The sequence below is a fragment of the Pedobacter sp. Bi27 genome, from assembly GCF_918698255.1.
GTDB lineage: Bacteria > Bacteroidota > Bacteroidia > Sphingobacteriales > Sphingobacteriaceae > Pedobacter.
In genome coordinates this window covers 610,990-624,365 of record NZ_CAKKMW010000002.1, presented here as the reverse complement: position 1 = coordinate 624,365, position 13,376 = coordinate 610,990, and the positions used below count along the sequence as shown (strand labels likewise).

Below are 13,376 nucleotides of genomic sequence, written 5' to 3'. Positions count from 1 at the left end.
GCTATTAATTTGCCTTTATTAGATTGCTTCGTGCCTCGCAATGACGGATTTGTTTGTTATTTTACCAGTGTAAAAGGAACATACAATCCGAAAGTGATATTTCTACCGGTATTGTACACACCTAAATTAGGATTCTCCTGATCAAAACGGCCTGGTTTAAATCTACTTAAAGCATCATAATATTTCTGATCTAACAAGTTGTTGGCCGAAACAGACAGTTTGATTGGCTGTTTGCCTAAATTAAATGTAGCACCAATACCTGCGTTTAATAGTGTATAACCACTGGTTGGTGTTTCAAAAACATCATCCACACGCGTTTGTTTAAATGCCGAGTTGATACCAACAGATAGGTAGGCATCATTTGTTCCCTTAAGTTTAGGCTCGAAACGCAACTCGTTTCTTAAAGTTCCCGCAGGGATAAATGAAAGTGGCCTGTTTAAAGTGTTATTCTGTGCATGAACATATCCAAAGGTATTCTCGAAGTGGATAAACGGAACCGGATGGATGGTTAAACTGGCTTCTGCACCATAAAGGTTGGCGTTTACCTGTCCGTAACGGTAAACATCATAAAGTGTACCTTCAGCTTCTCTTTGTTCGCCATTGTTGGAAGCGTAAATATAATTGTGGATGTAGTTGTTATAAACACTAGCACTTGCGCTTACAATTTTTCCTTCATATTCTAAAGCTGCATCTACCTGGTAACTGCGTTCTGGACTTAAGCCCGAGTTACCGATTTCATATCTAAATGTACCTTCGTGCACACCGTTCGAGCCTAACTCTGCTGGATTCGGTGCACGGAATGCAGAACCCACATTGGCTTTAAAGTTCCATTCTTCGTTAAATTGGTGCGTAAAACCCAATGCGCCACTTACATTGGAAAATTTATTTTTGAAAGGTGCGAAAAGTTCTTCTCCGTCATCAAACAATTGTTTTCCGTTGTTTTTTCTGAAATCGTAACGTGCGCCGATGCTAAATGTATTGTTCTCCCAGTTTTTCTTGGCAAAAGCAAAAACACCTAAACCAAAAGTATCGTAAGCTGGAATTAAAAATTCTGTTCCTTTATTTTGGCTATGTGCATCATCTACACTTACCCCAAAAACGGGCTGCCATCCATTGGTTTCGTGTATATAATATTTCAGGTCTGCATTGTAGGTTTTAAGATCGAAGAATAAGGCAGGGTCCGGTCCATCTAACTCACGGCGTTGGTTTTGTTGATAGCCAAAATCAGCTTTCAAGTTGCCGTTACCGATAATGAAATTGTTGTTCAATGCAATTTTAAAGTGCCTGATATCCTGACGAGGGTATTCTAAAGTGCGGTTTTTATAATCATCGTTGGTAAAAGCACTACCATCTTCTTTTACAAAATTTCCATTGTCATCTAAAGTCGGCTCATAAAAGCCAATATTGTTATGAAAGTTAGAAACGTTTAAGTGGGTATAACCCCAGCTTTTATTTAAACCTACCATACCACTTAAATCGGTTTCGTTAAAGCCCGAATTAGGGAAGTAACCTGTTGGTGTTTTAAAAGAGTAAGCGTTTTTATACGTTCCACGGGCTCTCCAAACAAATCCGTTTTCGTTACCATTTAACATTAATGAGTTAGCAGTAAGGCCATTATTTGTAGAGTAATTGGTAATAAATTCTCCTTTAATCTGCCCTTCAGGTGCGGTACTTGGCTCTAATAGGTTAATTACACCACCGAGTGCATCAGAACCGTACATTAACGATGCAGCGCCACGTAAAACTTCAACGCGGTCTGATTTAAACTGATCGATTTCAATACCATGCTCATCGCCCCATTGCTGGCCTTGTTGTTTTATCCCATCATCTAAAGTTACAATTCTGTTGTAACCCAAGCCTCTGATTACAGGCTTAGAAATAGATGGGCCAGTAGTAATTTGCGATACACCAGGTATTTTGGTCAACGCATCAATTAAATTTGTTGAAGGCTGTAGAAGCTGATCCTTACCAATTACTGCAGAAGAAGCACTATTTCTTTTGCTGGTACTGCTGATCAAACTTCCGGTAATTACAATCTCCTTTGTTTCTATTGCAGTAGGTTGTAAAGAAAATTCTAATCCGGCTGCGCTTGCAAAATTTACCACCTGTGTAGTGGTTTTATATCCAACATAGTGTACCTCAATAAGATAACTTCCTTTTGAAGGAAGGTTATTCAACGTAAATCCTCCGTCATTGTTGGTTACTGCCGAGACTTTTAAATCAGGAATAAAAATGGTTGCACCTGGCAACGTTTGTTTGGTGCTGGCATCAATAACCTTACCTGTTATATTCTTTAAAGCGGCAGCAAAAACGGTGCTGCTTAATAATGTATATAGAATTACCAAGCCAATAAGCTGTAATTTTTTCATGTGTTGTAGTAAATAAAAATGATAGAAAAACCAAAGCAATAGCTAAATGAAGCTAGTTTTAGTTTCTCAAATAAATAATTTGATTAAGCGCGGATGCGCTTGAAAAGAAAAAATTATTATGCTAATGGGGGGCCACGTAGGCAAGTGCGCTTTATTTCGGTAAAGGCATTCTTTAAGGTCGCTTCGGTTCGGTTAAAAATTTTGGCTGATAAGAAGATTCTGTAAATGTGGTGCGTTTGCACATAATTTTTTTCAAAACTAGCATTACAGATTAAACAGGTATCGCCATGGGCCTGCACATGACTAACATGTTTACAGTTAACCTCTTTCTGCACAAGCGGAAGAGGGTTGTGGTGGTGAAGAACACTCCAGGGAGTTAAAGCAATAGCAAATACGATCAGCATAAATGCCGATAAATATTTCTTAATGTTTTGTCTATGCTTTTTCAACAGGCCAAAAGTAGTAATTCCTAAGCAATTATATATATTTACAAAGTAACATTGTATTTGCGCTGTTTTGACTCGCGGTTTAGTCAATGGTTTAACAAAGGACAGATAAGTTTAGTAATAAGTTATGGCCATACCAGTTGTACACCAATTTCGTTGTTATACACAATAAAAGGATAAGCAACTTATGAAATTTATCAGGAAACATATATTCAATGCATTATTTATCATTATCCTTTTAGTAATTGTTTTTGTGCCCGATGCAAAAGCATTTTTAATTAGGGGATTAATGGAAATTGGTTTTTATTCGCCAAAAGTTGAAAGCCCAAAGGAAACCGCAAGGAGCCTTAACGGAATCCAGTTTAAGGATGTAAAGGGAAATGTGATTGATCTTGGCGATTTAAAAGGAAAAGTCATTTTTCTTAATTTCTGGGCAACCTGGTGTCCTCCCTGTAGGGCCGAAATGCCATCGATCAATAAATTATACACTCAGTTTAAAGATGACAAACATGTTGTTTTCATTTTTGCAGATGCAGATGGCGATTTTGCCAAATCGGGCAAGTTTATGTCCGACCGTAAATATGCGATGCCCGTTTATAAAGTAAAAAGTGAGATTCCTGAAAAAATATTTGCAGGCGCTTTACCAACAACAGTTATTTTCGATAAACAGGGCCGACTGTCTTTCAGGCATGAAGGCATGGCCAATTATGCAGATAAAAAGATTGTCGACTTTCTCAATAAGTTAAAAAATACAAAGTAACTTTCTAGTAATCAGATTTTTCCAAAAATTTGAGGTTCAAATGATATTTGTATTTTGAATATATGTAGTTAACTACATATATTTGTCGAATAATATTTAGCAATGCAAAACGACTTTAAAATTGAACGGTTAAATAATCAATTCTGTGAAGCGATTATTGGGTTAATTCTGCCCATCCAACAAATAGAATTTAATGTAGATATAGACCTGGCAGCACAGCCGGATTTGTTGGATATAGAAAAAAATTACGATGGTTCTGGCGGCGCTTTTTGGGGTGCCACAGTAAATGGTGAATTGATTGGTACCATTGCCTTAATTGCTGTTCCTGAGCATCAATCGGGGGCAATCAGAAAAATGTTTGTTAAAAAGGAATTCCGAGGAAAAGATTTGGGTGTTGCGCAAGCTTTATTGAAAACACTTCTAGCCTACTGTGAGGATAATAACCTGAATGAGGTATATTTGGGTACAAAAGACGTATTGCAGGCCGCCTGCCGTTTTTATGAACGTAACGGCTTTAAATCAGTTGCAATGGAAGATTTGCCGGTTTATTTCCCTAGGATGGCTGTAGACAATGTTTTTTATAGCCTGGATTTAAAATCTCTTTAATGGAACAAAATGTAATTGATGCTTCTGGTTTATTGGCCATTTCTACCCGATTGCAAAGGCTGAGCGATCAGATCCGTAAAGATGGTCTGTTGATTTATAAAGCATTCGGAATTGATTTTCAACCCAAATGGTTCCCTGTGCTTTATACTTTATATAAAAAGTCGACCATGAATGTGGTTTCGTTGTCGGATGAAATTGGTTATGCACACCCTTCTACCATCAGTTTGTTAAAAGAATTGGAGAAGGAGAAACTGATCCGGTCTAAAAAAGATAAAGTAGATACCCGTAAACGTTTGGTTGAACTCACAGAAAAGGGTACAGCACTTCTTTCCACTATGGAGCCTGTTTGGGATGTGATTATTAAAGCCACAGCAGAAATTATGAACAGTCAAAATAACTTAATGAAAGCTATAAATGAGGTTGAGGCATCGTTAAAGGAAAAAAGCTTTCTGCAGCGGGCCGAGGTTTATATTAAGAAATGAGTGAAGGATAGAATGATAGAATGGGAAAATGATTGAATTAGAGAATGATTGAATGACGGAGAAGGTTAACCAATGATTTTACTATTTTTGCCCCCATGATTTCATTTTTCGAGGCTTCACTTAAGCAACTTTCTATCCACCACACAGGCAATAAACTGCTTGAAGAGTATTATAAATTATCTGATGCGCCTTTAAAAATTGATGATGAAGTGTTAGGAAACCTGCTGATGCAGTATTTCTTAAAACCTTTCGAAAAGGTAAATGAAGTCTACCGGTTTTATCACCCCAACGATAATTTAGAACTAAATGAAGTATTTCATTTTGTTCATGAAATTTTTGAGAACAACGAACTTTTTCACGAAGATTCGCAACAACTGGCCAAGCATTTATACGATGTAGCCAACCACCCAAAAATTAAATCTGGCGAATTGTATGTCGCTTATTTTGAAAAGGTACAGATAGAAGGCGAGCAATTGGACGTAGTTGGCGTTTTTAAATCCGAAACAAAAGATACTTACCTAAAAGTTTATCCTGAGCAGGATGGCTTTAATGTAAGTTATGAGCAAGAAGCCATCAGTATTAATAAATTAGATAAAGGCTGCCTGATTTTTAACGTTGATAAAGAAGAAGGTTACAAAGTTGTGGTGTTGGATCAATCAAAAAGTAGCAACGATTCTGCTGTTTACTGGAAAGATGAATTTTTGAAGCTGAAAATCAGGAACGACAGTTATAACCAAACCAATAATGTTTTAGGGGTTTACAAAAACTTCGTTACGCAGAAACTTGATGACGATTACGAAATCAGCAAAGCGGATAAAATCGATCTCTTAAACCGCTCGATGAAGTATTTCAAAGAAAAAGAAACCTTTGATATTGAGGAATTCGGTAATGAAGTAATTGGAAATGCCGAAGGCATTGAATCATTCAAAAACTATAAGAAGAATTACGAGCAAGAGTACGAAAGCCCCATTGCCGATAATTTTGAAATCGCCGAATCCGCTGTTAAAAAACAAGCCCGAGCCTATAAAAGCGTGTTAAAGCTGGATAAAAACTTCCATATTTATATCCATGGCAATAAAGATATGATCGAAAAAGGTTACGATGATGATAAATCGATGAACTTTTACAAGGTGTATTTTAGGGAAGAGGAGTAGAGGGGCTTTGAGTTTGGCGTTTGGGGTTTGGCGTTGCCTGGCATGGTTCAGTAGAACATCGCCTCCAAACTCATCACTCCAAGCTCCAGACTAAATCCGCTGTTGTGCCTTTAATGCCAAATACTGGTTAATTACATTAACAGTAAGTTTTTGGGGAGGAGTAAGAATGGCTAAAATGCCGTGTTTGTTGAGTTCTTTAACCATTAGTTTTTTCTCGTAGATAAATTTCTCGGCAATGGTTTTATGGTAAATGCCTTCTACATCTTTTGCAGGTGCTGTGCTCAATTCTTTTAGTTCAGTATTTTCGAAAAATACAACCACCAATAAGTGGTATTTGGCTATTCTTTTTAAATAAGGCAACTGTCTTTGCAGTGCCGATAAACTTTCGAAATTGGTAAAGAAAACCAAAAGGCCCCTTTGTTTTACTACTGATCGTACCGCGGAATAAAGTGCCTCGAGATTACTTTCAAGGTATCTCGTTTTTTCTTTGTAAAGCACATTCATAATACTGCCAAGCTGAGAAGCTTTACGGTCTGCTGGTACAACAGCGCCGATATTTTCAGATATCGTGATTAAACCTGCCTTGTCTTCTTTAAGCATGGCCACTTTCGAAAGTGCAACGGCTGCATTTATAGCATAATCGAGTAGGCTTAATCCTTCAAAAGGCATGCGCATTACACGCGATTTATCAATTACACAATAAATATTCTGCGATTTCTCGTCTGTATAGGTATTCACCATTAAACTACCTTTTCTGGCCGTAGCTTTCCAGTTAATGGTACGGATATCATCGCCACCAACATAATTTTTGATCTGGTCAAATTCGCTGCTTTGTCCAACCTTTCTGATTTTTTTGATCCCGAATTCTGTTAAATAGCGTGAAGCGGCCATCAATTCGTATTGGCCAAGGTTAATAAAAGAAGGAAAAACAGGCAGGATCTTGGCGCCATCAAAATTGTAACGGCGGTTGATTAAGCCGAGAGGTGAACTGATGTACGCTCTGATAAACCCAAAATCATACTCACCACGTTTTGTTGGTCGCAGGTTGTAGTGGATCGATTTTACTTCAGCAGATTTTAGGTGAAGTTTAAAATCTTTATCTCGGAGTTGAAACTGAAAAGGTACTTCATCAATCACCCTGGCATTTACCCCAAAACCATAACTATTTCTGATTTCAATTTGTATCGGATTTTCATCGCCATTACTCAAACGTTTCGCAGTAATTCTTTTGGCATTAATCCCTTGGGCATTGCGGTATAGAATAAAAATATCGATAAAAAATAAAACAAATATGGCGCCAGTGGCAATTTCAGGGATATCGCCCAGCCAGGCAAAAAAGAATTTCAACAAAAAAAGCACAACGCAGAGGCCTAAAGCCGCAAATAAGCGATCGCTTAGGAATAGATTGTTATAATATTGCTGAAAGAATTTTTTCAATGTTGTTTAATCGGTTAATTGTTTAAACTAGTTAACTGTTGCGACAAAGTCCGACTTCGGACTCCTGACTCAAGACTTCGGACTTACCTAGGTACTTCAATTTTTTTAATAATCTGGCTAACGATGTCGCTGGTGGTTAATCCTTCCATTTCTTTTTCAGGTGATAACAATATCCTGTGCGCCAATACAGGGCCTGCAACGGCAATAATATCTTCAGGCGTAACAAAATCGCGGTTTTGAATAGCAGCGAAAGCTTTTGCACTGTGTACAATTGCTAAAGATGCCCTTGGCGAAGCGCCCAGATAAAGTGATGAATTGTTGCGGGTTTCATTTACGATTTTGGCGATAAACTCCAATAATTTTGGCTCTACAAACAAATTGCGGATAATTGCTCTAGCCTCTTGTATCTGTTTAACAGACAATACTGGTTTTACATCGTTTAATAATGTTTTGTTAACTAAAGTGTGCTGAGCCATTAAAATCGCAGTTTCTTCCGCTAACGAAGGGTATTTAACCTCTATTTTGAATAAAAACCGATCCAATTGTGCTTCGGGCAGGCGGTATGTCCCTTCCTGCTCAATCGGGTTCTGGGTGGCCAATACCATAAAAGGTTCGTCCATGATATAGGTATGGCCATCTATAGTTACCTGGCGCTCTTCCATCACCTCGAACAAGGCCGATTGGGTTTTTGCCGGTGCGCGGTTAATTTCATCAACCAGAATAATATTGCCAAAAATAGGACCTTTTCTAAATTCGAAATCTCCTATTTTGGTATTAAAAATCGGGGTTCCTAAAACATCAGATGGCATTAAATCGGGGGTAAACTGAACCCTCGAAAATTGTGCATCAATAGATTTTGCCAGCAATTTAGCGCTCAGCGTTTTGGCTACACCAGGTACTCCTTCAATTAAGATGTGCCCGTCGGCAAGCAAACCAACAATTAAGAAATCAATAACCTGTTTTTGGCCGATAATGATATTTCCAAGTACATTTCTGATTTGATTTACAGCTTCATTTAAGGCGCTTAAATCGGTACGTGGGTTAAACTGTTCTTGCTCCATTGCTTTGCGTATTTTTATAAAACTGTTCTATGCTTTCGTTTAAATTAATCAATTGGGTATCGCTTAAATCGCCCATTGTTGGCGTTTGGATAAAATGTTTAGTCAGGGTTTTGGCCAGCGCTTCATTAATGCCTGTTTTCTCTATTAGCACCTGAGCAAATTTGCTGTCGATATCGTTGGTCTTTAGATAATACCTGGTTCTTAAGTACTCCATAAAGTAATTGATCTTTTTTAAGGCTATATCGAGGTTGTTCCGCTCGTGGTAATAAACACTGCCCACCACATTAACAAATGCCAAAGAAGAATTAGTAAGCGGATCTGCGATCGGGATAATTCTTTGCCTGCGCTTAATGTCGTACAAGACAAAAACTATCAGGCTAAATATGGCCAGATAGTATGCAAACTCCAGTTCAGGATGTTTAAAGAATACCCTGAGCATATCGGTGGCAGTGTTCTTTTGGCTAGAAAAATATTCGTCGAAAATGAGCTGCTTATTCCCATGTAAATAACTCAAGGTTTTAGCGGCATATTCTGCACCATATTTATCGAGGAGATTGAAATTGGTATAAAAACCGGGTTCTGCGATGAGATAGAGATTGCCTTTTCCGTAAGCATAACGGATAAAATTAGGCTGGCCCTTCCCATTTACGCCAAGTATTGTTGTTTTGCTGCTGTCTACCTTACTAAAATACTGGCTGCCGATGCCTCTTTCAAAGCCATAGTTTGCATCGGTTTTTAACTCTGGATTGGTGAAATTTAAGGTACTTGCTTCAGGAGACATTGCGGTAGAAGTTTGCACTTTAAGTTCCTTCCTTATTTTTCCTAAATCATAAGTGGCTATAAATACATCATTGCCCGCTTGCATATATTTTATCAGCTGTTCAAGATCCGTTTTACTAATATCTGCCTTTTGCGCAACGATTATATAAGCCGTTTTATTGAATCTTTTAGATTTTAGCGTAGTATAAACGGCTGTTTTCGACTGTTGAATACTTGCCGAGGGCAAAATATCTTTGATTCTATTGTATAAAATATATGTTCCGTATGGGATTTTGTCTTTAATAGCATATGTTGGCGCCCAGTTTGTTGGCGTAGGCTTATTATACTGCGCAATTAAATAACCCAAAATTAGAATGGAACCGATAATCAGGTATAATTTGTAGCCTTTCATTTAATCTGGTTGTTAAACTGGTTAAACGATTGCTTAATAGGGTCGAATTTCACTTCATCGATAGGGAAATCGCCATACCAGATATAATCGAACTGTAGGGTAAGCTGGCTAAAATCGTTTCTCAGCTCTGGCTTACTGATTTCCATTAAATAATTATAATTGGTTTTATCGGGCTGCCATTGGATAATTTCGGCATCGCTCAATTTTTTTAGCGCCCTCAAGTATAAAAGCCTAACGGCCAAACGGAATTTTCTTTCGGCAACTAATCTTTGTAATTCCTGTTCATAATCTATCTCATGGATGTTTTCGGTAATTACATCGTATGGAAGGATTGTTTCTTTCGATTTTTTAGCGAAGATTTTTTCTGCTCCAATAACTTTAACCACAATAAATATGATCAGCGCAACGCCAAGTCCGATAAAAATATACCTGGAAAAAATGTTTGATGCTGCTCCCTGAAACAGTTCGCCGATAATACCCCAGAACCATAACCAAAATTTGTCCCATAACGATAATTGTTGTTGACCTATTTCATCGTATTGAAACTCTTTTTGTTCTTTATAATTGCTTATGGCCTCTTTATCAAATCTTGAGGCCACAACCTTACTGCTATCTGTTTTAATTACAACAGTTACAGGCTTAGGTTTAGCTGTCTGTGCTCTGTTGATTACCGGAATAAAAAACAAAAGAGAAACAAGAAGATATCGGAAGAGTGCGCGCTGCATTTTAATATTCTTCAGGTCTGGTATCAATCGGTTTTTCGGTATTGCCAAAATTTGAAATCCGTTCCATTAGGCCGGGGCTTTCTTTTTGTTCAACTAAACTGAAATACGCCAATGAAATGGTAATGATTGGGATGATGGTAAATACCTGGCACAATGACTGTAAAACTGTTGTAATCATGGTAAGTGTTAAAGACATGTGTGGCGTTTTATGGGTAAACATACCAATCATATTAAATAAACTTGTAGGTAAAATGATCATGCTCATACAAGCATAAACAATAATCCATACTACGATCAGCGTGCCAAAAGTAATCCAGAAATTATCTTTAATAATTTTGAAGCTTCTACTAAAAGAGTAACCTAAAGAACCATTTTCGATTACCATAATGGGGAACATCATGGCCACATAAGGGAATAGCCAGAAGCCAGGTACAAGGCAAAACATAAAAGCTATACATAACAGGATAATCAATAGGATAGAACTGCCAAAAATCCTGAAGAAGTAATACTTAAAATATCCCCATACTTCATCGGTGGTTGGTGTTTGGTTCCCTTTTTGCACGTATATAGCGATATAGGAAAGTATAGCAACACTCATACTGGCATATGTTGCTAAAGAGAATAAAATAGACAAGAAATATTCTAATCCATATAAAGCTGAAAAACCTAAGCCTTTGGTGTTTTTTCCATTACCGATGGTATTGATGATGTTAACCATTTTGTATTGTTGCAATAACATGGTTAACATGCTAGCCAGTACAAATAGGCCACAAAATGTGAAATATATTTTAATTAAGGGCTTAAGATTTTGACGCATGAAAGTAAAGGTGTCGTTAATCACCTGGCCGAAATCTCTTCTTTTCTTAAATTCAATTTTCCCTAGCATGTTAATTTAGTGTTGCTTGTTTATTGTAGATTTTTATAGGGTATATAAATACATACCAAATAATGAAAGCTGCGGAAGATAATAAGATGAACATACTTAACCATAGCGGCATCTCAGTATGTCGGGTAACAAAACTTTCAAAAAATGCAGCAACTATAAAAATCGGGATCAGGCCAATTACAATTTTTAATCCATCTTTGGCCCCTTTTAAAACTGAAGCCATACGGGTATACGTTTTGGGGAATAAAAGGCTATTGCCCAAAATTAAACCAGCCGCGCCTGCCAAAACAATTGCCGATATTTCTAATGTGCCGTGAATCCAGATAACCAAAACCGATTGAAAGCCTAATCCTTTACTAAAAAAGAAATATTGGAATGAGCCGAGCATCACGCCATTTCTGAATAATGAAACAATAGCGCCAAATGAGAATATAATACCCAAAACAAAGGTATATAGCGCAACATAAATATTATTAACCCCAATTTGCATAAACATCATAAACTCATTACTTTGTTTATAAACCCCAAACGGATCACCTTTGGCAATGTTTTCGTTTGTCATGTTTACATAACCATCACCCATAATCAATCGCACAAAAGTATCATCGTATTTTGCCGATAAAGCACCAATGGCACAAGAAACCAAGAAAAATGCCAATGCATAAAATACCTGTTTTCTGTGTTGTAGAAATATTAAGGGGAGTTCTGTTTTCCAGAAATGGATAAACCGGTTCGATTTTTCCTTTTTGTTTTTGTAAACGGATTGATGTAATTTAGAGGCTAAGCCATTGAGATAAGCTGTTGTTTTCGAATTTGGATAAAACGTTTTTGAGTAAGCCAAATCGTTAGTGATTTCGATAAACTGATTGGCCACTTCATCAGGATTTGCCTGTTGCATGGAATCATAATGTTGCCACTTCTTCGAATTCTGTTTAACAAATAATGCTTCTCTCATTTAAAGGCTTTACCAAATCTCGGGTTAAAATAGCTAATTTTTTATGGAAATGAAACCAATATTATATTCAGATCAATTAACCAGGCTGAACAAATATACATAGCTGAACAATCTAATATGAAAATATAAGAAAACTTTAGTTTAAAAAATAAAGATCGGCGTACAGCTTTATCTTTAAAAAAAATTATGTTTGAATATGGATAGTATCAGAATTAGCACTGCTCAAAATATTGATATTGATTACGAAATTGCCGGCCTTGGAGAGCGTATAGCTGCAAGGTGTATCGATCTGGCTGGATTTCTAATTCTCGCTATAATTACTTTAGTGGTAATGGGCGCTGCACAGATGGCGATGTCAGGAAGTGCTGCGATAGTTATTTTCTTTATTTTCCTGGCAATTTTTGCTCTCTACGACCTGGTTTGCGAAATCACCATGGATGGCCAGACTTTAGGAAAGAAGGTGTTAAAGATAAAAGTAATTAGTATTGATGGTACACAACCAACACTTGGACAGTATATTTTTAGGTGGTTATTTCGGATGATCGATTTCGGCTTCCCGTTTGGATGGGGCGTTGTAGCACTGGTTTCTGTAGCAGTAACCAAAAACCATCAAAGATTGGGTGATATATTAGCAAAAACGACATTGATTAAAACTAAACCAAGAACCGAATTTTCCAACGTGGCTTTCAGTTTTAATTTACCTGAAGAATATGAGCCGCAGTTTAAGGAAGTTCTGCATTTAAACGATAGAGATATAGAACTAATTCACGAAGTGTTAACCGGCTATTACCAAACTGGGAATGCTGATTTAATTTATGCCATGGCGTCTAAAACCAAAGAACACATTTTTGTAACTATTCCGAGCGGGATGAATGAGTTACAGTTTTTAGAGGCGGTGCTAAAAGATTATAATCACCTTACTGCTACAATGGCCTAGCTAAGCAGCGAGATAGTTGAATGGTGAGTAGGGCAAATTTCTGGCGATCCAGAATATCATTACGATAGCAAAAATTATTTTAGGTGTATTTGGGTTATACCAAAAGCGCATCACCAGGTTCTTCTTTGTTGAAAAAGAATAAATTTTGAAAGTCAGCTGGGTAATGAGTAGTGGTAAACTGAGTACAAGGAGTAGGTTATATCCTGCAGCTTTTTTAATATCCAGGTGGAGCAGGGCATGTATTGCCCTTTGTGAACCGCAACCAGGGCAATCGAGGTGTAAATATTTGTGGAAAGGACATTCTGGGAAGAAATTGTACATCTCAGGATTAAATTTATAGTAAATTATCACAAGTGCTAACCCTATAACGATTCCTAAGATGTACGT

At 37.3% G+C, this 13,376-nt stretch carries 13 protein-coding genes; 5 read left to right on the top strand and 8 right to left on the bottom strand.

All coding sequences use genetic code 11. The features are described 5' to 3' along the window. Positions 1 to 56: 56 nt before the first annotated feature. Entirely contained in the window at positions 57 to 2,369 is a 2,313-nt protein-coding gene (locus tag LQ227_RS08085) for a TonB-dependent receptor (protein ID WP_230142554.1), read from the bottom strand. 633 nt (positions 2,370 to 3,002) lie between these two features. Between LQ227_RS08085 and LQ227_RS08080 the strand changes: the two genes are divergently transcribed. From LQ227_RS08080 to LQ227_RS08065, 4 genes are all read left to right on the top strand, one after another. Next, positions 3,003 to 3,575 carry a TlpA disulfide reductase family protein gene (locus LQ227_RS08080; RefSeq protein ID WP_230148967.1) on the top strand — a complete coding sequence of 191 codons (573 nt, stop codon included), beginning with the start codon at positions 3,003 to 3,005 and terminating at the stop codon, positions 3,573 to 3,575. A gap of 102 nt (positions 3,576 to 3,677) precedes the next feature. Then, entirely contained in the window at positions 3,678 to 4,181 is a 504-nt protein-coding gene (locus LQ227_RS08075; RefSeq protein ID WP_230142551.1) for a GNAT family N-acetyltransferase, read from the top strand. Further along, positions 4,181 to 4,663, top strand: coding sequence for a MarR family winged helix-turn-helix transcriptional regulator (locus LQ227_RS08070; RefSeq protein WP_230142550.1), 483 nt, complete (start codon positions 4,181 to 4,183; stop codon positions 4,661 to 4,663). Before LQ227_RS08075 ends, LQ227_RS08070 begins: the two co-directional genes overlap by 1 nt. Before the next feature lie 95 nt (positions 4,664 to 4,758). Further along, entirely contained in the window at positions 4,759 to 5,817 is a 1,059-nt protein-coding gene (locus tag LQ227_RS08065; protein WP_131528988.1) for a nucleoid-associated protein, read from the top strand. A 90-nt stretch (positions 5,818 to 5,907) separates the two neighbouring features. Here the strand turns inward: LQ227_RS08065 and LQ227_RS08060 are convergent, their stop codons facing one another. The 6 genes from LQ227_RS08060 to LQ227_RS08035 form a co-directional block, all read right to left on the bottom strand. Then, entirely contained in the window at positions 5,908 to 7,254 is a 1,347-nt protein-coding gene (locus LQ227_RS08060; protein WP_230148966.1) for a DUF58 domain-containing protein, read from the bottom strand. A gap of 83 nt (positions 7,255 to 7,337) precedes the next feature. Next, positions 7,338 to 8,315 carry a MoxR family ATPase gene (locus tag LQ227_RS08055; protein ID WP_230148965.1) on the bottom strand — a complete coding sequence of 326 codons (978 nt, stop codon included), beginning with the start codon at positions 8,313 to 8,315 and terminating at the stop codon, positions 7,338 to 7,340. Then, positions 8,296 to 9,486: a DUF4350 domain-containing protein gene (locus LQ227_RS08050; RefSeq protein ID WP_230148964.1), complete on the bottom strand. Its 1,191-nt coding sequence runs from the start codon at positions 9,484 to 9,486 to the stop codon at positions 8,296 to 8,298. The genes LQ227_RS08055 and LQ227_RS08050 overlap by 20 nt, the downstream gene beginning before the upstream one ends. After that, positions 9,483 to 10,211 carry a DUF4129 domain-containing protein gene (locus LQ227_RS08045; RefSeq protein WP_230142541.1) on the bottom strand — a complete coding sequence of 243 codons (729 nt, stop codon included), beginning with the start codon at positions 10,209 to 10,211 and terminating at the stop codon, positions 9,483 to 9,485. Before LQ227_RS08045 ends, LQ227_RS08050 begins: the two co-directional genes overlap by 4 nt. A 1-nt stretch (position 10,212) precedes the next feature. Continuing rightward, complete coding sequence (locus LQ227_RS08040; RefSeq protein WP_230142539.1) at positions 10,213 to 11,097, bottom strand: hypothetical protein; 885 nt, start codon at positions 11,095 to 11,097, stop codon at positions 10,213 to 10,215. Position 11,098: 1 nt separating this feature from the next. Beyond that, complete coding sequence (locus tag LQ227_RS08035) at positions 11,099 to 12,052, bottom strand: stage II sporulation protein M (RefSeq protein ID WP_230142537.1); 954 nt, start codon at positions 12,050 to 12,052, stop codon at positions 11,099 to 11,101. A 196-nt stretch (positions 12,053 to 12,248) separates the two neighbouring features. Here LQ227_RS08035 and LQ227_RS08030 point away from each other — a divergent pair, with 196 nt between their 5' ends. Beyond that, complete coding sequence (locus LQ227_RS08030; protein ID WP_230142536.1) at positions 12,249 to 12,989, top strand: RDD family protein; 741 nt, start codon at positions 12,249 to 12,251, stop codon at positions 12,987 to 12,989. Here LQ227_RS08030 and LQ227_RS08025 read toward each other — a convergent pair whose 3' ends face one another. Continuing rightward, the gene (locus LQ227_RS08025) at positions 12,990 to 13,310 is read right to left on the bottom strand and encodes a DUF2752 domain-containing protein (RefSeq protein WP_230148963.1); all 321 of its coding nucleotides are present in this window, start codon (positions 13,308 to 13,310) and stop codon (positions 12,990 to 12,992) included. Positions 13,311 to 13,376: the final 66 nt, after the last annotated feature.

What these genes read in the sequence shown, in the direction of transcription:
- LQ227_RS08085 (WP_230142554.1), bottom strand. Translation starts at nt 2,369, where the DNA reads ATGAAAAAATTACAGCTTATTGGCTTGGTAATTCTATATACATTATTA.
- LQ227_RS08080 (WP_230148967.1), top strand. Translation starts at nt 3,003, where the DNA reads ATGAAATTTATCAGGAAACATATATTCAATGCATTATTTATCATTATC.
- LQ227_RS08075 (WP_230142551.1), top strand. Translation starts at nt 3,678, where the DNA reads ATGCAAAACGACTTTAAAATTGAACGGTTAAATAATCAATTCTGTGAA.
- LQ227_RS08070 (WP_230142550.1), top strand. Translation starts at nt 4,181, where the DNA reads ATGGAACAAAATGTAATTGATGCTTCTGGTTTATTGGCCATTTCTACC.
- LQ227_RS08065 (WP_131528988.1), top strand. Translation starts at nt 4,759, where the DNA reads ATGATTTCATTTTTCGAGGCTTCACTTAAGCAACTTTCTATCCACCAC.
- LQ227_RS08055 (WP_230148965.1), bottom strand. Translation starts at nt 8,315, where the DNA reads ATGGAGCAAGAACAGTTTAACCCACGTACCGATTTAAGCGCCTTAAAT.
- LQ227_RS08050 (WP_230148964.1), bottom strand. Translation starts at nt 9,486, where the DNA reads ATGAAAGGCTACAAATTATACCTGATTATCGGTTCCATTCTAATTTTG.
- LQ227_RS08045 (WP_230142541.1), bottom strand. Translation starts at nt 10,211, where the DNA reads ATGCAGCGCGCACTCTTCCGATATCTTCTTGTTTCTCTTTTGTTTTTT.
- LQ227_RS08040 (WP_230142539.1), bottom strand. Translation starts at nt 11,097, where the DNA reads ATGCTAGGGAAAATTGAATTTAAGAAAAGAAGAGATTTCGGCCAGGTG.
- LQ227_RS08035 (WP_230142537.1), bottom strand. Translation starts at nt 12,052, where the DNA reads ATGAGAGAAGCATTATTTGTTAAACAGAATTCGAAGAAGTGGCAACAT.
- LQ227_RS08030 (WP_230142536.1), top strand. Translation starts at nt 12,249, where the DNA reads ATGGATAGTATCAGAATTAGCACTGCTCAAAATATTGATATTGATTAC.
- LQ227_RS08025 (WP_230148963.1), bottom strand. Translation starts at nt 13,310, where the DNA reads ATGTACAATTTCTTCCCAGAATGTCCTTTCCACAAATATTTACACCTC.